General features: G+C 71.3%; 21 protein-coding genes. 8 read left to right on the top strand and 13 right to left on the bottom strand.

From position 1 onward, the window contains the following. Nucleotide 1 precedes the first annotated feature (1 nt). Entirely contained in the window at nucleotides 2–1,621 is a 1,620-nt protein-coding gene (locus tag QMK24_RS00105) for a Na+/H+ antiporter subunit D (protein ID WP_283462889.1), read from the top strand. 16 nt (nucleotides 1,622–1,637) lie between these two features. On the opposite strand, the gene QMK24_RS00100 is transcribed toward QMK24_RS00105, so the two are convergent. After that, nucleotides 1,638–3,113, bottom strand: a complete 1,476-nt coding sequence (locus QMK24_RS00100) for a M1 family metallopeptidase (RefSeq protein ID WP_283462887.1) — start codon at nucleotides 3,111–3,113, stop codon at nucleotides 1,638–1,640. Between the two features lie 173 nt (nucleotides 3,114–3,286). Then, the gene (locus tag QMK24_RS00095) at nucleotides 3,287–4,744 is read right to left on the bottom strand and encodes a penicillin-binding transpeptidase domain-containing protein (RefSeq protein ID WP_283462885.1); all 1,458 of its coding nucleotides are present in this window, start codon (nucleotides 4,742–4,744) and stop codon (nucleotides 3,287–3,289) included. Nucleotides 4,745–4,854: 110 nt separating this feature from the next. On the opposite strand from QMK24_RS00095, the gene QMK24_RS00090 reads away from it, so the two are divergent. The 5 genes from QMK24_RS00090 (at nucleotide 4,855) to QMK24_RS00070 (ending at nucleotide 7,914) form a co-directional block, all read left to right on the top strand. Further along, nucleotides 4,855–5,397 carry a Na+/H+ antiporter subunit E gene (locus QMK24_RS00090; RefSeq protein ID WP_283462884.1) on the top strand — a complete coding sequence of 181 codons (543 nt, stop codon included), beginning with the start codon at nucleotides 4,855–4,857 and terminating at the stop codon, nucleotides 5,395–5,397. Nucleotides 5,398–5,444: 47 nt separating this feature from the next. Next, on the top strand, nucleotides 5,445–5,663 hold the full coding sequence (locus QMK24_RS00085) for an MrpF/PhaF family protein (RefSeq protein ID WP_283463116.1): 219 nt from the start codon (nucleotides 5,445–5,447) through the stop codon (nucleotides 5,661–5,663). Further along, entirely contained in the window at nucleotides 5,660–6,016 is a 357-nt protein-coding gene (mnhG, locus tag QMK24_RS00080) for a monovalent cation/H(+) antiporter subunit G (RefSeq protein ID WP_283462882.1), read from the top strand. The genes QMK24_RS00085 and mnhG overlap by 4 nt, the downstream gene beginning before the upstream one ends. 22 nt (nucleotides 6,017–6,038) lie before the next feature. Next, nucleotides 6,039–7,163 (top strand): PP2C family protein-serine/threonine phosphatase, encoded by a 1,125-nt coding sequence (locus tag QMK24_RS00075; protein ID WP_283462880.1) that lies wholly within the window; start codon nucleotides 6,039–6,041, stop codon nucleotides 7,161–7,163. 190 nt (nucleotides 7,164–7,353) lie between these two features. Beyond that, a complete protein-coding gene (locus QMK24_RS00070) occupies nucleotides 7,354–7,914 on the top strand; it encodes a hypothetical protein (RefSeq protein ID WP_283462877.1) in 561 nt (186 codons plus the stop codon). A gap of 128 nt (nucleotides 7,915–8,042) precedes the next feature. On the opposite strand, the gene QMK24_RS00065 is transcribed toward QMK24_RS00070, so the two are convergent. The 11 genes from QMK24_RS00065 to QMK24_RS00015 form a co-directional block, all read right to left on the bottom strand. Then, a complete protein-coding gene (locus QMK24_RS00065; protein WP_283462875.1) occupies nucleotides 8,043–8,687 on the bottom strand; it encodes a class F sortase in 645 nt (214 codons plus the stop codon). 5 nt (nucleotides 8,688–8,692) lie between these two features. After that, the gene (locus QMK24_RS00060) at nucleotides 8,693–9,142 is read right to left on the bottom strand and encodes a hypothetical protein (RefSeq protein WP_283462873.1); all 450 of its coding nucleotides are present in this window, start codon (nucleotides 9,140–9,142) and stop codon (nucleotides 8,693–8,695) included. Between the two features lie 302 nt (nucleotides 9,143–9,444). After that, nucleotides 9,445–10,224: an HAD-IIA family hydrolase gene (locus QMK24_RS00055; RefSeq protein ID WP_283462871.1), complete on the bottom strand. Its 780-nt coding sequence runs from the start codon at nucleotides 10,222–10,224 to the stop codon at nucleotides 9,445–9,447. Between the two features lie 132 nt (nucleotides 10,225–10,356). After that, nucleotides 10,357–11,421, bottom strand: a complete 1,065-nt coding sequence (locus QMK24_RS00050) for a 2-aminoethylphosphonate ABC transporter substrate-binding protein (protein WP_283462870.1) — start codon at nucleotides 11,419–11,421, stop codon at nucleotides 10,357–10,359. A gap of 101 nt (nucleotides 11,422–11,522) precedes the next feature. Next, nucleotides 11,523–12,320 (bottom strand): ABC transporter permease, encoded by a 798-nt coding sequence (locus tag QMK24_RS00045; RefSeq protein WP_283462868.1) that lies wholly within the window; start codon nucleotides 12,318–12,320, stop codon nucleotides 11,523–11,525. Continuing rightward, the gene (locus tag QMK24_RS00040) at nucleotides 12,307–13,311 is read right to left on the bottom strand and encodes a 2-aminoethylphosphonate ABC transporter permease subunit (RefSeq protein WP_502962469.1); all 1,005 of its coding nucleotides are present in this window, start codon (nucleotides 13,309–13,311) and stop codon (nucleotides 12,307–12,309) included. The genes QMK24_RS00045 and QMK24_RS00040 overlap by 14 nt, the downstream gene beginning before the upstream one ends. After that, entirely contained in the window at nucleotides 13,304–14,389 is a 1,086-nt protein-coding gene (locus tag QMK24_RS00035; protein ID WP_283462866.1) for an ABC transporter ATP-binding protein, read from the bottom strand. The genes QMK24_RS00040 and QMK24_RS00035 overlap by 8 nt, the downstream gene beginning before the upstream one ends. Then, nucleotides 14,389–15,078 (bottom strand): phosphonatase-like hydrolase, encoded by a 690-nt coding sequence (locus QMK24_RS00030; RefSeq protein WP_283462864.1) that lies wholly within the window; start codon nucleotides 15,076–15,078, stop codon nucleotides 14,389–14,391. Before QMK24_RS00030 ends, QMK24_RS00035 begins: the two co-directional genes overlap by 1 nt. 8 nt (nucleotides 15,079–15,086) lie before the next feature. Further along, nucleotides 15,087–16,205, bottom strand: coding sequence for a TIGR03364 family FAD-dependent oxidoreductase (locus QMK24_RS00025; RefSeq protein WP_283462862.1), 1,119 nt, complete (start codon nucleotides 16,203–16,205; stop codon nucleotides 15,087–15,089). Between the two features lie 136 nt (nucleotides 16,206–16,341). Beyond that, complete coding sequence (locus QMK24_RS00020; RefSeq protein WP_283462860.1) at nucleotides 16,342–17,088, bottom strand: GntR family transcriptional regulator; 747 nt, start codon at nucleotides 17,086–17,088, stop codon at nucleotides 16,342–16,344. Between the two features lie 37 nt (nucleotides 17,089–17,125). Then, entirely contained in the window at nucleotides 17,126–18,235 is a 1,110-nt protein-coding gene (locus QMK24_RS00015; protein WP_283462858.1) for an ROK family transcriptional regulator, read from the bottom strand. A gap of 56 nt (nucleotides 18,236–18,291) precedes the next feature. Here QMK24_RS00015 and QMK24_RS00010 point away from each other — a divergent pair, with 56 nt between their 5' ends. Next, nucleotides 18,292–19,362, top strand: a complete 1,071-nt coding sequence (locus tag QMK24_RS00010) for a Gfo/Idh/MocA family oxidoreductase (protein ID WP_283462856.1) — start codon at nucleotides 18,292–18,294, stop codon at nucleotides 19,360–19,362. Then, on the top strand, nucleotides 19,359–19,844 hold the full coding sequence (locus QMK24_RS00005) for a heme-degrading domain-containing protein (RefSeq protein ID WP_283462853.1): 486 nt from the start codon (nucleotides 19,359–19,361) through the stop codon (nucleotides 19,842–19,844). Before QMK24_RS00010 ends, QMK24_RS00005 begins: the two co-directional genes overlap by 4 nt. The last annotated feature ends 2 nt before the right edge of the window (nucleotides 19,845–19,846 follow it).

The raw sequence follows: 19,846 nt of genomic DNA, 5'->3' as shown, positions 1-19,846 counted from the left end.
GATGAACGCGACCGCGCTGCTGCCGCTGCCCGTCGTCCTCCCGCTGTTCGCGGCGGGCCTCAAGCTCGCCGTGGGCCTGCGGCTGCCCCGTGTCCAGCGCTTCATCAGCGCGGCCGTCCTCACGGTCGTGCTGGCCGCCTCGGCCGCCCTGCTCGTGGCGGCCGACCGGGACGGCCCGCAGGTGATGCACGCGGGCGGCTGGCCGGTCCCCGTCGGCATCGCCCTGGTCGCCGACCGCCTGTCGGCGCTGATGCTGGTCGTCTCGTCCGCCGTGACGCTGTGCGTGCTCGTCTACTCCATCGGCCAGGGGATGGCCGACCGCGACGAGGCGACACCGCTGTCGGTCTTCCATCCCGCGTATCTGATCCTGGTCGCCGGGGTCTCCGACACCTTCCTGTCCGGTGACCTCTTCAACCTCTACGTCGGCTTCGAGATCATGCTGACCGCGAGCTACGTGCTGCTGACGCTGGGCGGCACGGCCGCCCGGATCCGCGCGGGCGCGACGTACATCGTGGTCTCCCTGCTCTCCTCGGTGCTCTTCCTCGTGGCGATCGGCATGGTCTACGCGGCCACCGGCACCATGAACCTCGCGCAGCTGTCCGTGCGGCTGGCCGATCTGCCCGCCGGGATCCGGCTGGTCCTGCAACTCGCCCTGCTCACCGTCTTCGGCATCAAGGCGGCCGTCTTCCCGCTCGCCGCCTGGCTCCCCGACTCCTACCCGACCGCGCCGGCGCCCGTCACGGCGGTCTTCGCGGGGCTGCTCACCAAGGTCGGCGTGTACTCGATACTGCGCACCCAGACCCTGCTCTTCCCGGGGACCGGGCTCGCCGACCCGCTGATGCTGATCGCCCTGCTGTCCATGGTCGTCGGCATCCTGGGCGCGGTCGCCCAGACCGACCTCAAGCGGCTGCTGTCCTTCACCCTGGTCAGCCACATCGGGTACATGGTCTTCGGGATCGCGCTGGCCTCACGCGGCGGCATCGCGGGCGCGGTCTTCTACGTCGCCCACCACATCACCGTGCAGACCACGCTCTTCCTCGTCACCGGCCTCGTCGAACGCCGGGGCGGCACCACCGATCTGCAGCGGCTCGGCGGGCTCGCCAAGATCTCCCCGCTGCTCGCCGCCGTCTTCTTCGTCCCCGCGATGAACCTCGCCGGGCTCCCACCGCTGTCGGGCTTCCTCGGCAAGCTCGGCCTGCTGCGCGCGGGGATCGCCGACGGCGGCGCGTGGGCGTACGTCCTGGTCGGCGGTGGCGTGCTGACCAGCCTGCTGACCCTCTACGCGCTCATCAAGGTCTGGAATCTGGCCTTCTGGCGGGCCGCCCCGCCCGACCTGTGCGCCGACGGCACCGTCCTGGAGACGGACGACAGCGACGACCCGGACGACGCCGACGAGGACACTCCCATGCCGGCCGGGCGCCCCGAGTACGCGTCCCTCAGCGGCCGTTCCATCACCACCACGGCCGCGCTCCCCCACACGATGCTCGCCGCGACCATGGCGCTGGTGGCCCTCGGCCTGGCCTACACCGTCCTGGCGGGCCCGCTGACAGGGCTCGCCGACCGGGCGGCCGGCGAGCTCCTGTCACGTACGCCCTATGTACAGGCCGTACTGGCGCACTGATCCACCGGTGGGCGGGTCAGCGGTGGTGGATGTCGTGCGTCGCCTGGATCTGCTTCCAGGATTTGGGCTCCGCCTGGGATGCGGCCGGAGCCGCGCGCAGGGCCTTCGCGGCCGGGCCGGTGACGGCCGGGGTGGCAGGCTTGGCGGCGGTGAAGAGCCAGGTCTGGAAGAGCGGGCCGAGCTTCTTTCCGGAGATCTTCTCGGCGAGCTGCTGGAACTCGGCGATGTTCCCGTTGCCGTACTGGTGCTGGGCGGGCCAGGCCTTGAGGAGGGCGAAGAACGCCGTGTCCCCGATCGTGTTGCGGATGGCCTGGAGGGTGAGGGCGCCCCGGTCGTAGACGGCCGCGTCGAACTGCTTGTCCGCGCCGGGGTCGCCGGGCTTGACGGTCCAGAACGGGTCGGCGGCCGGGTGCTGGCTGTAGACCCAGTCGGCGAGTTCCTGGGCGGTGCCCTCGCCCTCGTGCTCGGACCAGAGCCACTGGGCGTAGCTGGCGAAGCCCTCATTGAGCCAGATGTCGGACCACCGCTCGAGGGAGACGCTGTCGCCGTACCACTGGTGGGCCAGCTCATGGACGACGACAGAGGCGTTGGAACCCCGCGCGAACTGTGCGGGACTGTAGAAGACCCGGGTCTGGGTCTCGAGCGCGAAGTGCGTGGGCACGTTCGGCACATAGCCGCCGACGGCGCTGAACGGGTACGGGCCGAAGTAGCCGCTCAGCCAGTCGGTGATCTCGCCGGTGCGCTCGACGCTGGCGCGCGCGGCGGGGCCGTTGTCCCCGAGATCCTTGCTGTAGGCGTTGATGACGGGCAGCCCGTTGGCGGTGGTGTCCGTGGTGATGTCGAACTTGCCGACGGCGAGCGTGGCGAGATAGGTCGCCTGCGGCTTGTTCTCCCGCCAGTTGTAGCGGGTCCAGCCGAGCTTGGAGCTCTGCGAGACGAGGACGCCGTTGCTGATCGCCTGGGTGCCGTCGGGGACCAGGACCGATACGTCGTAGGTGGCCTTGTCCAGCGGGTGGTCGTTGCTGGGGAACCACCACCACGCGGACTCGGGCTCGTTGGCGCCGACCCCGCCGTCGGGGGTGCGCTGCCAGGAGGTGAAGCCGTAGCGCTTGACCGTGGAGGGGACGCCCGAGTAGCGGACGACGACGGTGATCTGCTGGCCCTTGGCGATCGGCCGGGCCGGGGTGACGACCAGCTCCTGCTCACCGCTGAAGGCGAACTGCGCGGTCCGCCCGTTGACCTGGATATCGCTGACGTCGAGCGCGAAGTCGAGGTCGAAGCGGGTCAGGCCCTGGGTGGCGGTGGCGCTGATGGTCGCCGTGCCGTCCAGATGATCGGTGGCGGGCTGGTACTTCAGCCGCAGATCGTAGTGGGAGACGTCATAGCCGCCATTTCCGTAACTCGGGTAGTACGGGTCGCCGATGCCGGGCGCGCCCGGTCCGGCGTCGGCGGCGGATGCCGGGATCGCCAGCAGCAGGCCGGCGGCGCTCACGGCGGAAACGATCGCTCTCTTACGCACAGGGGTCCTCCAGCGCGGGGTGAGTTCGGACTCCCCGACCCTAGGAACCAGCTGTGCGCCGCAGCTACCCCTTCACCCACTGCTGTCTCAAGACATTCACCCGGCGCAACACAACGGCCGGAAACGTCGGCCCGCCGTGGTCCGCCTCAACGTGTCTTCAACGCCGCCTTCATCATCGCCTGGGCGATCGGCGCCGCCAGCCCGTTGCCGCTGACCTCCGAGCGCGCCGCGTCCGACTGCTCGACGACCACGGCGACCGCGACCTGGTGGCCCTTGCCGTCGTCCGCGTAGGAGACGAACCAGGCGTAGGGCGTCCCGCTGTTGTTCTCGCCGTGCTGGGCGGTACCGGTCTTGCCGCCGACCTCGATGCCGCTGATCTTCGCGTTGGTGCCGGTGCCGTTGTCGACGACGTTGACCATCGCCTTCCGCAGCTTCATGGCGGTGTCCGCGCTGACCGCGCGCTTGGTCCGGCCGTCCGCGTAGTTCTGCAGCACCCTGCCGTTGCCGTCCGTGACCTGCGAGACCATGTGCGGGCTCGCCAACTGGCCGCCGTTGGCGATGGCCGCGACGACCATCGCCATCTGCAGCGGGGTCGCGGTGTCGTCGAACTGGCCGATGCCGGACAGCGCGGTCTGCGCCTTGTCCATGCCCTTCGGGTAGACGCTCCTGGCCGCGCGCACCGGAACGTCCAGGCTGTCGGTGTTGAAGCCGAACTTCTCGGCGGCGGCGCGCACCTTGTCCTGGCCGAGGTCGACGGCCATCTTGCCGAAGACGTTGTTGCAGCTGTACTGGAGCGCGGTGTTGATGCTCGCGTTCTCGCACGGGGCGGACGCCGACTCGTTGGCCAGCACCCGCGAGGTGCCGGGCAACGGGTACGGGTTCGGGCTGACGGTCTTCTCGTCGATCGACGAGTACAGCCCGTTCTCCAGGGCGGCCGCGGCGACGACGAGCTTGAAGGTGGATCCGGGCGGATACGCGGCGCGCAGCGCCCGGTTGAGCAGGGGCTGGTCCTTGTCGGCCCGCAGGGCGTTCCACGCCGAGCCGTCGGCGCCTGAACCGCCCGAGATCTTCGACGGGTCGTAGCTCGGGGTGCTGGCCATCCCGAGGATCCGGCCGGTCGCCGGGTCGATGGCGACGGCCGCGCCCTTCTTGCCGCCGAGCCCCTTGAAGGCGGCCTTCTGCACGGCCGGGTCGATGGTGGTGATGACATCGCCCGGCTTGGTGGCCTTGCCGGTCAGGGTGTCGGGCACACTCTTCAGCCGGGGGTCGGTGCCGCCCAGGATGCCGCGGTAGATGCCTTCGAGCTGGGTGGCACCGTAGACCTGCGAGCTGTACCCGGTGACCGCCGAGTAGAGCCCGCCCTCCGTGTACGTCCGCTTGTACCGCAGGTCACCACCGCCGGTGACGGTGGAACCGGTCACCGGCTTTCCGCCCACGACGATGTCGCCGAGCGGATTCGCGTACTGCGCGATGATGTTCCGCCGGTTGTGCTGGTCGTCCGCGAGAGCCCGGCCGTCCACCGCGTGAACCCAGGTGGCCCGCACCATGATCGCGAGCACCATCAGGAGGCTGAAGACCGACACACGCCTGATTGTCTTATTCATCCCTTGCAAGAACGTTCGATGGCGATCCGTTGGTTCCGGCGGGTGAGCACAGGTTCCTCACAGGTCGCGGCTACCGGACGGATTCGCCCCGCTCTGTGAGGATCTCGTCCGTGCGTACCCTGCGAAGACGCCCCGAGTGGCCGCTGGTCGGCTGGCTCGTCGTCGTCTGGGTGCTGCTGTGGGGCAGCGTCACTGCCGCGAACGTGTCGACCGGCCTGATCGTCGCCGTCGTGCTGTGCCTCGTCTTCCCGCTGCCGCGGCTCGGCCTGGGACTGCGGCTGCACCCGGTCGGCCTAGTGCGTTTCGCCGCGCATTTCCTCACCGATCTGACGGTCTCCGGGCTGCGCACCGCCTGGCAGTCCCTGACCCCCGCGCCGCTGCCCTGCGCGGTGCTGGCGATCCGGCTGCGCTGCTCCGGTGACCTGATGCTGGCGGCCACCGCGATCGCCGTCTCGGCGGTGCCGGGCAGCGCGGTGCTGGAGATGCAGCGGTCCACGGCGACGCTGTTCGTCCACGTCATGGACTCGGACATCGAACAGGCGCGGGACGGGGTGCGGCGCCTCGAGGTGCTGGTGGTGCGCGCCTTCGGCACCCGCGCGGAGATCGCGTCACTCGATGAGCCGTACGGGCCGGATGAGGGAGCCGCTACGTGAAATGGGTCACCGCGGCCGTCCTGGGGCTGCTGATCGCCGCCGGGGTGATGGTCTTCGTACGGCTGGTGCGCGGGCCGTCGATGCTCGACCGGGCGGTGGCCGTGGACGCCCTGCTCGCCGTCGTGGTCGCGGGACTGGGTGCGCAGGCGGCGGCCGACCGCACCCCGTACTCGCTGCCGGTGCTGCTGGTATTGGCCTTCCTCGGCTTCACCGGCTCGGTCGCGATCGCCCGTTTCATCGCCCTGCGGGACGAGGACCCGTCATGAGCTGGGGCACCCTGTGCGACTGGGCCGCCGAGGGCTGTCTGCTGCTCGGCGCGGCGCTGTGCTTCGTGGCCGGCATCGGGCTGCTGCGGCTGCCCGACACGCTCACCCGAATGCACGCGGCGACCAAACCGCAGGTTCTCGGTCTGCTGCTGGTGCTGCTGGGGGTGGCGCTGCGGCTGCGGTCCTGGGTGGACCTGGGAACCCTGGTCCTGATCGGCACGTTTCAGCTGATGACCGTGCCAGTGGCGGCGCACATGGTGGGCCGGGCCGCGTACCGCACCGGGCAGGTGCGGAGCGATCAGCTGGTCGTGGACGAACTGGATGACCATCTGACTCGATCGGACCCGTCCTGAGTCCACCCGGTAAGTTCGATATGTGAGAAATGCTGGGATCGCGAGAGCACTGCGGTCGCTGGAGTCCGCCCTCCTGGCCCGCCAGGGCATGGCGCTGCCGCTGACGGCCGTCGCGGTCGTCGCGGCCGCGGACCTGCTGGCGGGCCGGGATCACTTCATCGCCCCCGGCATGGTCGTGGCCCCGGCGCTGGCCGCCATCACCACGACCTGGCGGCGCGTCCTGCTCATCGCCGCCCTCGGTTTCGCCACCCAACTGATCCTCGCGCCGTACGACGGGATCGACGCGCCCCGCGACCGGGCCCTGTTCGGCGGGCAGCTGATCGCGTACGTGGTAGTCAGCCTGTTCGGCGCCTATATCGCCTGGCGGCGCGAGACCGGCCTGCGGGCCTTCACCGCGATCACCTCGGTCGCCGAGGCGGCCCAGCGCGCGCTGCTGCGGCCGCCCGGGCCCCGGGTCGGCGATGTCCGGCTCGCCGTCCGGTACGTCTCGGCGGCGGACGCGGCCCAGATCGGCGGCGACCTGTACGCCGTACTGGACACCCCGCACGGAGTGCGGGTGCTCATCGGCGACGTCCGCGGCAAGGGTCTGGACGCCGTCCAGACCTCGGCGGTCGTCCTGGGCGCGTTCCGCGAGGCCGCGTACGACGAGGGCGGGCTGACCCGCGTCGCGGAGCGCGTCGAGGCGAGCGTGCGGCGGCATGTCGAGTCCGGCGAGTTCACCACCGCCCTGTTCGCCGAGTTCGACGGGCCCGGATCCGTCGAACTGCTGCACTACGGGCATGTGGCGCCGCTGCGCATCGACCCCGAGGGGAAGGTGACGACCCTGGATCCGCCGGATCCCTGGGTGCCGCTGGGGCTCGGCGAGTTCGTGAAGGGGATGGCCGTTCCCTGGCGGGTGGTGCTCGGGGGCGAGGACGTGCTGGTGCTGTGCACGGACGGCGTGATCGAGGCCCGCAGCCCCCTCGACGGCTCCTTCTACCCGCTCGCCTCACGGGTCGGGCCGCTGGTGGCGGGCCTGGCCCAGAACCTGGAGGCCGCCGTCGAGCGCGTCTACGCCGATCTGCTGGAGCACGCGGGCGGCTCCCTCGGCGACGACGTCGTCCTCCTGCTGCTCGCCCCGGCCCAGGCGGCACGGATCCCCGTCTGAGCACGGCGGTGCCCGTATGGCCGGAACCATCGCCCTGAGTACTCGGTCAATGACATGTCGTCAAATTGCCCTAGCGGCAAGGCGTTCGCCTGTTCTAGGGTTACTACGTGGCCCTGGACCCTGGCCCCACTCCAGGCGAAGTCCAACAGGACTCAAGTGCTTCCGACTCTGCAGGACGTGGACCGGCGTCATGGCGAAGCTTGCGGCGATCTCGCGACTCCCCCTCTCCGACCCGCGGCGATCTTCCCTCGATGTCTCCTGGACGTTCTCGCTGCACCGGATCCCGGGCAGTGACGATCTGGCCGCCAGGATGACGTGCGCCGCGCTCGACACTCTGGGACCCTTCGGTCCGGCCGGCGCCCAGCTGGCGACCGCGATCGCCCTGGCGTGCGGCTATGTCGTCGACCACGGATTCGCGCACCGGTACCGCGTCACGCTCGGCGTGGACGGAGTGCGCTGCACGGTCTCGGTGACCGACTACGGGTACGACAAGCCGCTCACCGTCACGCCCGACCCGCCGCACTCCTACGCCGCGACGGCCCTGTGCCAGCAGCTCGCGCACCATACGGACAGCGGCGCGCAGATCGACGGCGTCCAGGTGCACCACGCCACGGACGGCGCGGTCCTGATCCGCTTCCGCGCCCTGCTGCCCGCCGCCGCGGCCGAGCCCGCGGCGGGGCCGGCCACAGGGCTTCCCCAGCCTCCCCCGGCCGCGCCGGACCACTCCCGCAGTCCAGGCGCCCGAGGGTGAGGTGCGCCCGGTCGGCGGCTCCGGGGGGAGCGGGCCGCCGACCGGGCGCCAAAAGCGTTCTCCGCGCATCGGCATGTACGCGGGGCCGGTCACGCGCGGGGGCCGCTTGGGGCGGTGTTCGGCCCTGGCTAATGCGATCCGGTCAGCGCCGCGAAGACCACCACATTCGCCGAGTACGTGCGCTTCACGCGGTCGAAGGTGCCACCGCAGGTGATCATCCGCAGCTCCGGCCGGGAGCCCGCCCCGTAGACCCGCTCCGCGGAGAACTTCGCCTTGTCGACGACCTCGATCGCCTCGACCGTGAACTCCGCGACGGAGCCGTCCGCCCGCGACACGGCCACCGCCGTGCCCGGTGTCACCGAGCTCAGGCCGTAGAAGACCGCGGCCCGGGTCTCGGTGTCGACATGGCCGACCAGCAGGGCGGCGCCCGCCGCGCCGGGGGTCGGGCCGCCGCCGAACCAGCCGGCGACGTCCGGGGTGCTGTACGGCGGCGGGTCCACGGCACCGTTCACCAGGCCCCGCTCGACGACCCCGGCGTGCAGCCCGATCGACGGGATGTCCACCCGGACCGGGCGGGAGTCCGGCAGCGGGATGTGCGGCGCGTAGACCGGGGGCGGCCGCTCGCTGGAGACGTCGGACGACCGCCCGCCCGGTCCTGGCGCGGCCTCCCCGCCGCTGGGGTGGCCCATCAGCCAGGCGGCGAAGAGCAGCAGCCCTATCGCCGCCGCCGCCCAGGTGCGGCCGCTGACGGATTCGCTCTCCTCGTCGGGCACCGCGGTTAGCCGCGGCGGCGTCGGCGGTACAGCGCCACTCCGGCGAGCCCGGCCGCGGCCGCGGCTCCCGCCAGCGTCACCGCGTGCTCACCGGGACCGGCCGACGCCGGGCCCGCGGCCAGCTGCGCGGTACCGCCGCCGCCCGCCGGGACCGGGGACGTCGGCCAGGTCGGGGCCGGGCGCTCGGGGGTGGCGTTCATGACGACCACGGTGCCCTCGGCGGCGTGGCTGTTGCCGTCGCACTCAACCGAGACCGTGTAGGTGCCGGGCGCCACGTCGGACTTGATGGACGCGTCACTGACGAGTCCGTCCTGGCCGTCGGTCGGCGGGGCGAGAGTCACCGCGTTCACGAAGACCTCCGCGCTGGCTTTCGCCCGGTTCCCCGCCTTGCACGCGCTCTTCACATGCAGGGAGATGACCGCGCCGGGCCATGTCTTGCCCGGTGTGACCGTCACCGTCCCGCTCGCACTCGCGCTCGCATGCGCACTCGCGCTGGAGCGCGCACTCGTATCCGAGCTCGTGCTGTCTCCCGGATCATCGGCGAACGCCGGCACTGCGGCGCTCAGCAGGAGCAGTACGGCCGCACCAGCGGCTGCCGGTCGTATGAGAACTCGCATCGGGGGGACCTCCGCTCGGCCGGGTGCGGCCAGCGGCACCCAGTGGTTCGAAGATCGCCGCAACCGGTCTGCGTCGCACCTCAGAGGGCGTTTGGTTACTCCATCAGGGGCAACCGTCACGGAGTGTGCGGGCGGGCGGGTCAGATCTCGTCGACGAGATCCGCGATGGAGTTCACGACCCGCGAGGGCCGGAACGGATAGCGGTCGATGTCGGCCTTCGAGGTCAGACCGGTCAGCACCAGGAAGGTCTCCATGCCGGATTCGAGCCCGGCCAGCACATCGGTGTCCATCCGGTCGCCGATCATCGCGCTGGTCTCGGAGTGCACGCCGATCGCGTTCAGCCCGGCCCGCATCATCAGCGGGTTGGGCTTGCCGACGAAGTACGGGTCTTTGCCGGTGGCCTTGGTGATCAGCGCGGCCACCGAGCCGGTGGCGGGCAGCGGGCCCTCCGCCGACGGGCCGGTCTCGTCGGGGTTGGTGCAGATGAAGCGCGCACCGCCGTTGATGAGCCGGATCGCCTTGGTGAGCGCCTCGAAGCTGTAGGTGCGGGTCTCGCCCAGCACCACGTAGTCCGGCTCGACATCGGTGAGGATGTAGCCGACATCGTGCAGCGCGGTCGTCAGCCCGGCCTCGCCGATCGCGTACGCCGTGCCGCCGGGGCGCTGGTCGTCGAGGAACTTCGCGGTGGCCAGCGCCGAGGTCCAGATGTTCTCGACCGGCACGTCCAGCCCCATCCGCGAGAGCCTGGCGTGCAGGTCACGGGCGGTGTAGATGGAGTTGTTGGTGAGCACCAGGAACGGCTTGCCGGACTCGCGCAGCCGCTTGATGAAGGCATCGGCTCCGGGGATCGGCGTGCCCTCGTGGATGAGCACCCCGTCCATGTCGGTGAGCCATGATTCGATCGGCTTGCGTGTCGACACGGGCGCGTTCTCCTGTCCTGGTGTGCGGCTGCTGCGGCCTGCGCTGCCAGCCTAGCCGGGGCGCACCGCGTACGCCCCGGCCGTCTCATCCGCTGATCCGCTGCCGCGTCAGCTGCCGGTTCAGCTGCCGGTTCAGCTGCCGGTCGCCGCCTTCCAGGCGTCGACGTAGGACGCCAAGTCGCTGTTGACCTTGGTCCAGTCGGGCGCGAAGATCTCGACGCCGGCCATGATCTCCTTCAGCTTCGCCGCGTTCGGGTCCGTCGCCGTCACATCGCCGCGCGACGGGAAGCCGCCGCCGACCGACGACACCTCCTGCTGCACCTCGGGGGTGAGCAGGAAGTCCAGCAGCTTCTTGCCGTTCTCGGAGTGCGGGGCGTCCTTGACCAGGCCGGCCGCGTACGGGAGCGCGAAGCTGGTCGGCTTGCCGGTGCTGTTCGCGGCGGGGAAGAAGATGCTCTGGTTCGGCATCGACTTCATGTTGGCGTAGTTCATCTGCACATCGCCGTTGGCGACCACCAGCTCGCCCTTGTCGACCTTGGGCGCGAGCGCGCCCGTCGACTTCGACGGGCCGACGTTGTTGGACTGCAGCTTCTTCAGGTACGCCATCGCCGGCTCCAGGCCGCCGAAGTCGTGGATCGCCTTGATGACGACGGCTGTTCCGTCACCGGCGACGCCCGGCGTGGAGTACTGCAGCTTGCCCTTGTACTTCGCGTCCAGGAGGTCGTCCCAGGTCTTGGGGGCCTGCTTCAGCTCCTTGGTGTTGTGGATGAAGCAGAAGTAGTTGTTGACGACCGAGGTCCACTTGCCGGCCGCGTCCTTGTCGGTGGCGGCGACCTTGTCGGAGCCCGCGGGCTTGTACATGTCCAGCAGGCCCTTGCTGTCGGCCTGCTGGATGAACGGCGGCAGGGTGACGACGACATCGGCCTGGGTGTTGGACTTCTCGCGGGCCAGCCGCTGCACCATCTCGCCGGAACCGCCCTCGACGTACTTCACCTTGATGCCGGTCTTGGCGGTGAAGTCGTTGAAGACCTTGTCGTAGAAGCCGGAGCCGTCATCGGCCTTGAGGCCGTCGGCACTGTAGACGGTGATCTCCTTGGCGTCGCTCGCGGGCGAGGAGCCGCCGCAGGCGGTGAGGGAACCGGCGAGGACCAGGGCGCCGGCGACGGCGGCGAGCGGCTTGAGACTGTTTGCGGGCATGGCAGGTCTATCTCCTTGACTGGGGGCCCGGGATTTCCCGGTGCCGGCTTCTTTTGGGGGTCCGGGGGCTTGCCCCCGGGAAACCCCGCTGTGACCGACCGCTAGCGGTACGAGGCTCTGGTGCGTATCCGGCTCACGCCGAGGAGGACGACGAGTGTCGTCACCATCAGCACCACGGCGAGGGCGGCTCCGGAGAAGAGCGAGCCCCGGTCGGTGGCGCCGAAGATCTTGACCGGCAGCGGGAGCCAGTCGGGCGGGTAGAGCATCATCGTGGCGCTCAACTCGCCCATGGACAGGGCGAAGCAGAGGCCGGCCGCCGCGGTGAGCGACGGCAGCAGGAGGGGCAGTTTGACCCGCCACAGGACGTACGCGGGACGGGCGCCGAGACTCGCCGCGCTCTGTTCGTACGCCGGGTCGAGCCGGGCCACCGCCGCCCCGACGGACTGGTACGCGAAGGCCGTGACCAGCACCGTATGGGCCAGGACGACGATGCCTCTGGTGCCGTTGAGCAGCAGCGGCGGCTTGGAGAACGCCACCAGCAGCGACAGCCCGACCACCACCGACGGCACGGCCACCGGCAGCATGAACAGCGCGTCCAGCACGCGGCGGCCGCGGCCGCGCAGCGCGTCGGCGGCCAGCGCCGCCCAGCCGCCCACGGTCAGGGCCAGCACGCTCGCGGCCAGCGCGGTGACCAGGCTGGTGGTGAGCGCGTCCAGCGACTCGCCGCGGGTGATGTCCTGGTAATGAGTGAGCGTCGCGCCGGAAGGGAAGGCCCCGCTCCAGTTCGTCGCGAAGGACGCCAGCGCGATCACCGCGAACGGCAGCGCGAACAGCGGCAGGAACAGGACGAAGAAGACGGCCCACACGGCCCAGCGCCCCTTGCGGCTATGCACCAGCACGACGGCCTCCGGCGGCGGTTCGGGCGACGACGACGCGGTAGAGCCCGTAGAGGGCGACCGACAGGACGATGTTCACGACCGCGACGACACAGGCGCCGGTGTAATCCGACTCCAGGATCGCCTTGCTGTAGACCAGCATCGGGAGGGTGGTGACATCCTTCGCGCCGGTGAACAGCACGATCCCGAACTCGTTCAGGCACATCACCAGCACCAGGCTCCCGCCCGCCGCGAGCGACGGCAGCGCCTCCGGCAGGATCACCTGGCGCACGATCCGCGGCGCCTTCGCGCCCATCGAGGACGCTGCCTCGATCTGCGCGGTGTCCACCTGCGAGAAGGCGGCGAGCAGCGGGCGCATCACGAACGGCGTGAAGTAGGTGATCTCCGCCAGCAGCACGCCCCGCGGCGTGTGGAGAAAGTCGACGGGGCCGCCGCCGCTTGCGCCGGTCGCGCCGGTCACGTCCGTCCAGAGGCCGTTCGCCATGCCGACGGTGCCGTAGACGAAGAGCAGCGCGAGGGTGATCAGGAAGGACGGGAAGGCGAGGAAGATGTCGATGAACCGGCTGAGGGCCTTGCCGCCGGGGAAGGGCACGAAGGCGATCACCAGTGCCAGCGTGAAACCGAGGACCAGACAACCGGTTGTCGAACCGACGGCTATCCAGATGGTGGTCCAGAGGGCTTCTCGGAAGCCTGGTGAGGCGAAGACGTGTGTGTACGCGGATAGGTTGTGGCCGCCGGTGTCCGGTGTGAATGACTGCTGGACCACTAGGGCGAGCGGGTAGATGAAGGCCAAGCCGAGGGCTGCTGTGGGTGGTAGTGCCCAGAGCCAGCGGGCGGTGTGCTGCCGCCCCGGGGGTCGGCGCCGCGGCGGGGTATCTCCTCGGGCGGCGAACGTGCTTGCCGGCGAAACAGTGCGGGGTGAATTCGTTCGCCGCCCTGCGGGGACACCCCGCCCCGTCCCCTCCCGCGCCGTCTCCACCGTCGCGTCAGTCATGGGTCGCGCCCCCTACCCCTGCGGGCAGCAGCACCGCGTCCTCCGCGTCGAACGAGAGGGTGATCTCGGCGCCGATGGGGGGTGGTTGGCGCAGATCGCCCACGTCGGCCCGGAGTTCCTGGCCGTGGGAGGTGACCAGGAGGCGGTGGGTTGAGCCTCGCCACTGGATGCCGGTCACCGTGCCCGGCAAGGAATTCGCCGTGTTGGTGTCGGCTGCGGACTCGAGGCGTAGTGCGTGGGGGCGGATGCACATGGTGGCTTCCGCGCCCGAGGCGGTGTTCTCCGGTGTTCCCGCGGTGTGCAGCAGCGTGCCGCCGAAGCGCACTGCCCGCGCGCCGGCGATCCGTACCGGGAGCAGGTTCGCGTTGCCGACGAAGGAGGCGGTGAACACGGTGCGCGGGCGGCGGTAGAGGTCCTGCGGGGTGCCGCAGTCCTGGAGCCGCGCCTTGTCCATGACCGCGATCCGGTCGGCGAGGGTGAGCGCCTCGATCTGGTCGTGGGTGACGTACAGGATGGAGACGTCGGGCAGTTCGCGGTGCAGCCGCGCCAGCTCGGCGAGCATGCCCGAGCGCAGCTGCGCGTCGAGCGCGGACAGCGGCTCGTCGAGCAGCAGCACCCCGGGCCGGATGGCGAGCGCGCGGGCGATCGCGACGCGCTGCTGCTGGCCGCCGGAGAGTTCGCGCGGATAGCGCTTGGCGTAGGCGGACATCCCGGTCATGTCGAGTGCCTCGGCGACCCGGCCGGGTATCTCCGGGCGCGGGGTCTTCTGGGCCTTGAGGCCGAACGCGACGTTCTGGTCGACGCGCATGTGCGGGAAGAGGGCGTACTGCTGGACCACCATTCCGATGCCGCGCCGGTGCGGCGGTAGCTCGGTGACGTCCTGGCCGCCGATCAGCACCCGGCCGCTCGCCGGCCGTACGAATCCGGCGACCGCCCGCAGCGCGGTGGTCTTGCCGGAGCCGGACGGGCCGAGGAGGGCCAGCACCTCGCCCGGTTCGACGGTGAGGTCGAGCCCGTCGAGCACCGTGTTGTCCCCGTACGTGACGGTGACGTCGTCGAAGCGGATGCCGCTGTTCATCACTGTTGCCCGGCCTCGTCGAGCACCCGCGGGAGGTCCGCGATGGACGGCAGGACGTGGGTGGCCCCGGACTGGCGCAGCGCGGCCTCGTCGTGCGCGCCGGTCAGCACGCCCGCGACCACGGCGGCACCGGACCTGCGGCCGGACAGCATGTCGTACGAGGTGTCGCCGGCGACGGCGATCTGCCGTACGTCGTCGGCCGCCCCGGTGCGCAGCAGCGCGGCCAGCACCATGTCCGGGTAGGGGCGGCCGCGTCCGGCGTCGGCCGGGCACAGGGTGAGGTCGGCGATGTCCTGCCAGCCGAGCGCGTCGAGGATCGCATTCTGGGTCGTCCGCGAGAAGCCGGTGGTCAGGACGACCCTACGGCCCCCATTCCGCAGCCGGCCGATCGTCTCGGCGGCGCCGGGGAGCGGTGCGCACCGCCCGGTGCCGACCAGTTCCGCGTAGGCGCTCTCGAACTCCGCGTTGCCGCGCTGGGCGAGCTCCTCCGCGCCGAAGAGCGCGCGGAAGACGGTGATCTTCGATTCGCCCATGGTGGCGCGTACGTAGTCGAGCTTCTTCGCGTGGTCGTCGCTGCCCGGTTCGACCCCGAGCCGCTCGGCCGCGCGGGAGAACGCCTGCTCCACGAGCCCGCCGTCGGCGACCGTGGTCCCGGCCATGTCCAGCACGACCAGCTTGATGTCCGCCATCTCTTCCCTCACCAGCCCAACTCGTCGGCGGTCGTCTCACCGATCGCCGGGGAACAGGTCATGCCGCGCCCGCCGGGCCCGGTGACCAGCCACACTCCGTCCAGTACTTCCTGCCGGTGCACGACCCGTGTGGTGTCCACGCACTGCGCGTACACCCCGGCCCAGCGGCGGCGGATGCGCGGCACCGGGTGGCCGAGCAGCTCCTGCGCACGCTCCAGCAGGTGGTCGTACGGGTCCTCGACGACGTCGAAGTTGAACGCCGCGTCGTACTCGTGGGTGTCGCCGATGGTCAGCCCGCCGTCGAGGCGCTGGACCATCAGCAGCTGCATCTTGTGCGCGGCGGCCACCGGCGGCTGCGGCTGGTCCGCACGCAGCGCGTCGAGCGCGGCGCCCTCGTAGGCCGGGTAGTACCGGAAGCTGTCGGCGTCGGCGACCGAGGTGGTCAGCCGTTCGCCCAGCGGGTCGGTCTGCGCCATCTGCAGCCGCACCCGGCGCACCGGCAGCTCGGGGGCGAGCTCGCGCACCATCCCGGACAGCCAGGCTCCGGTGGCCAGGACGACGGCGTCGCCCCGGTGGGTCTGGCCGTGGTCGTCGCGGACGGTGCCGGGTGCGACCTCGCGGACCTCGCGGCCAGGGAGGAACGTGTAGCGGCCGGTCGCCTCCAGGTGGGCGCGCAGCGCGGGCAGCGCGACCCGGGACTCGACGGCGGCGTCCCGCTCGCACAGCAGCGCTCCGGGGAAGTCGCCGCGCAGCGCCGGGTTCCGGTCCCTGACGGCCGCCGCGTCGAGCCATGTGAAGCCGCGCTCGGCGGCGTCGGGGCGGGCGATGACCTCGTCGGCCACTGCCTTCTCGGCCTGGGTGCGGACCACGGTCAGCGAGCCGTTGGCGCGGAAGCCGGCGCCGGGCACCTTCGCGCCGATGTCCTCCCACAGCTCGCGGGCCCGCAGCGCGGTCTCCAGGTCCTCGCCGGCCGACCGGCCACCGACCCACACCAGGCCGAAGTTGCGTACGGAGGCGCCGCGGGCCTCCCGCTCACGCTCCAGGTGGACGACCTCATGGCCGCGGGTGACTGCTTGCCAGGCGTGCATCGTGCCGAGCGCACCGGCGCCGACGATCAGGACTCTCATGGGGCCCAAAGGTGCTCGGGCCTTGGAACGCGTACGTATCCCGTGCATGAACCGATGGTGAACAGCCCAGCAATCTTGGACTAGACCCGTTATCTTTTCGTTATGAAAAAGTGGGGTGCTGTCACTCTCGGGGCGGCTATTCCTTCGACATCTGGGTGGTGAAACTGAACCGGTCGCCCCGGTAGAGCGAGCGCACCCGCTCGACCGGCACTCCCCCGCCGTCCCGGCTCGTTCGGTGCAGCAGCAGCATCGGCAGCGCGGGCGGCGTACCGATCAGCAGCGCCTCGCGCGGGGTGGCCAGCACCGTCTCGATCCGCTCGTCCGCCGAGACCAGTTCCAGGCCCATCCGGTCGCACAGGAAGGCGTAGAAGGACGAATCGGGGGCGAAGTCCCGCTCCAGGTGCGGCAGTCGGGCCACCGACAGATAGGTGCTCTCCAGGCCGACCCGTTCATCGTCCGCGAGCAGCACCCGCTCCATGTGCCAGACCTCGTCACCGGCCGCGATCCGCAGCTCCCGCGCCAGCACCGCCTCGGCCGCCAGCCGCTCCAGATTGATCAGGTTGCGGCCCGGGACCCGGCCCTGCCGCCGCACCCCCTCGGTGTAGCTCACCAGCGACAGCGGCTGCTCCAGCTTCGGTCCCGCCACCACCGTGCCACGGCCCTTGCGCCGCAGCCGCCCCTGGATCAGCAGCTCTCTCAGCGCCTGCCGCACGGTCTCCCGCGCCACCTCGAAACGGGCCGCCAGCTCCCGCTCGGTCGGCAGCAGCCCGCCCTCGCCAAGCTCGTCGAGCACGGCCTCCAACCGGGTCTTCACCGCGTAGTACTTGGGCACCCGGCCGTGCTCGGGAATGCCGGCCCGGATCGGGGCATGAGGGTCTGTCACCGGACGATCCTCGCAGACCAGCGGGGTCCGCCGCCCGTCAGCCGAGTGCGGCGCCGCCGAACAGAGAGGCCAGGACGAGCAGCGCAGCCCCGTCCGCCACCACCCGCACCCCGCCGGACGCGACGGAGACCGGCACCGTCCGCCCCACCGAGCGGGCCGTGCGCTCGGACAGCACGGCGGCGACCTCCCGGCCGAAGAGCCCCTCGTCGGCCAGCACGGTGCGGCCGCCGAGCACCACCCGGTCGATGTCCAGCAGCAAGACGAGGTTGGCCGCGCCGACGCCCAGCAGGTACGCGGCGCCCGCCGTGTCACCGCGATCGACCGCGGCCAGGCACATCGCCTCTATGCAGCCGCGATTGCCGCATTCGCACACCGGGCCGTCCAACTGCACCACCTGGTGCCCGAATTCACCCGCCCCGGTGCGGTCGCCGCGGTAGAGCGCGCCCTCGATGACGAGCCCGGCGCCGAGCCCGGTGCCCAGATGCAGATACGCGAACGAACCACCGGCGTCCGCGTCAGGGCCGCCGCCCAGGACCGCGAGCGCGGCCGCGTTGGTGTCCTTGTCGACGACGACCGGCAGCCCGAGCCGCAGCGCGAGCGCGTCGCGCAGCGGGAAGCCGTCCCAGTCCGGGAAGCCGGTGACGCGGTGCAGTACGCCCGAGGCGTGGTCGAGCGGGCCGGGCGACGCGACGCCGACGCCGAGTATCCCCGGCTCCCGGCCCGCGCTCAGCGCGCGCACCTCGCGCGCCACCGCGTCCAGCACCTCGTCGGCCGGCCGGCCGAAGTCGAGCGGGGAGGTACGGGCGTCGACACGCTCGCCCGCCAGGTCGGCGAGGACGACCGTCAGCTCGTCGCGGTCCAGGTGCACCCCGGCCGCGTACCGCGCCCTGCGCACCAGCCGCAGCTCCGTACGCGGCTTGCCGCCCGTCGACGCCTGCCGGCCGGACTCCTCGGCCAGCCCCTCGGCGCGCAGCCGCGCGGTGATCTTGCTCACCGCCTGCGGGGTGAGCCCGGTTCGCTCGGCGAGTTCGAGCCGGCTGATGCCGCCGGTCCCCACCCGAGTGGCGGCCCGCAGCAGATCCAGCACGAGAGCGGCGTTGTGGTGGCGCAGCGCGGGCAGATTCGCCCCTGAGATTCCCCTGATCATCCCTCCATTGTCCCCGGTGCTTGCACTTTGGCAACACTGTTGCGAAAGTGGAGACCATGAGTAGTCCCGCCACCTCCCTCCGCGTCGGACTCGTCGGCTACGGCCTGGCCGGCTCCGTCTTCCACGCCCCGCTCATCGCCGCCACCGACGGCCTGGTCCTCGACACGGTCGTCACGTCGAACCCCGAGCGCCGGGAACAGGCCCGCGCCGAGCACCCCCAGGTCCGGTTCGCCGCCTCCCCCGACGAGCTGTGGACCTCTCATCCGGTCGACCTGGTGGTGCTCGCCTCCCCCAACCGCACCCATGTGCCGCTCGCCACGGCCGCGCTGAAGGCCGGCGTGCCCGTCGTCGTCGACAAGCCGCTCGCCGGCACCGCCGCCGAGGCGTACGAACTGGCCGCGCTCGCCGACGACCGCGGGCTGCTGCTGTCGGTCTTCCAGAACCGGCGCTGGGACAACGACTTCCGCACGCTTCGGCAGCTCGTCGACGGCGGCGAACTCGGTGACGTACAGCGCTTTGAATCCCGCTTCGAGCGGTGGCGGCCGCAGCCCAAGGGCGGCTGGCGCGAATCCGGCGACCCCGCCGAGATCGGCGGGCTCCTCTACGACCTCGGCAGCCACCTCGTCGACCAGGCCCTCACCCTCTTCGGCCCGGCCGTCCGCGTCTACGCCGAGTCCGACATCCGGCGCCCCGGCGCCGAGGTCGACGACGACACGTTCATCGCGATCACCCACGCCAACGGCGTCCACTCCCACCTGTGGGCCAGCGCCACCACCGCCCGGCTCGGGCCGCGCTTCCGCGCGCTGGGCAGCGCCGCCGGCTACGTCAAGTACGGCCTCGACCCGCAGGAGGCCGCCCTCCGTGACGGCCTGCGCCCCGGCGCCGGCGACTGGGGCGTCGAACCCGAATCCGAGTGGGGCACCCTCGGCGCCGGCGACTCCGTCCGCCCGGTCCCGACCCTGCCGGGCGACTACCCCGCCTACTACGCGGCCGTCGCCGCCGCCCTGCGCGACGGTTCGGCCCCACCGGTCACCGCGCGCGAAGCGGCCGCCGCCCTCGAAGTCCTCGAGGCCGCCGGGCGCTCCGCGCGCGAGGACCGTACGGTGAATGTGGAGGCCCGCCGATGACCACTCCCGCCACGCCCGCCACGCCCGCCGACCTGGTCGCCGAACTCGAAGCCCAGGAGCAGGCGCTCGTTCTCAGCGGTTTCACCAACGACGACGCCTGGCAGCTGGGCTCCCTCCTCGTCGAGCTGGCCCGCGAACGCCGCGCGCCCGTCACGATCGACATCCGGTGCGGCAGCCAGCAGCTCTTCCACTACGCGCTCGACGGCACCTCCCCGGACAACGACGCCTGGCTCGCCCGCAAGTCCCGCGTCGCGGAACGCTACGGCGCCTCGTCCTACCTCGTCGGCGCCCGATTCCGCGCCAAGGGCACCACTTTCGAGGAGTCCTCCCGCCTGGACCCCGACCTGTACGCCGCCCACGGCGGAGCGGTGCCGATCCGCGTGGCGGGGGTGGGGGTCGTCGGCACGGTTGCCGTCTCGGGCCTCCCCCAGTCGGAGGACCACGCGCTGGTAATCGAAGCACTGACGCGCATGCGCGCTTAGCT

Origin of the sequence: Streptomyces sp. PH10-H1 (genome assembly GCF_030063355.1) — a bacterium.
Taxonomy (GTDB): Bacteria; Actinomycetota; Actinomycetes; order Streptomycetales; family Streptomycetaceae; genus Actinacidiphila.
This window is presented reverse-complemented; position numbering and strand designations above follow the sequence as displayed.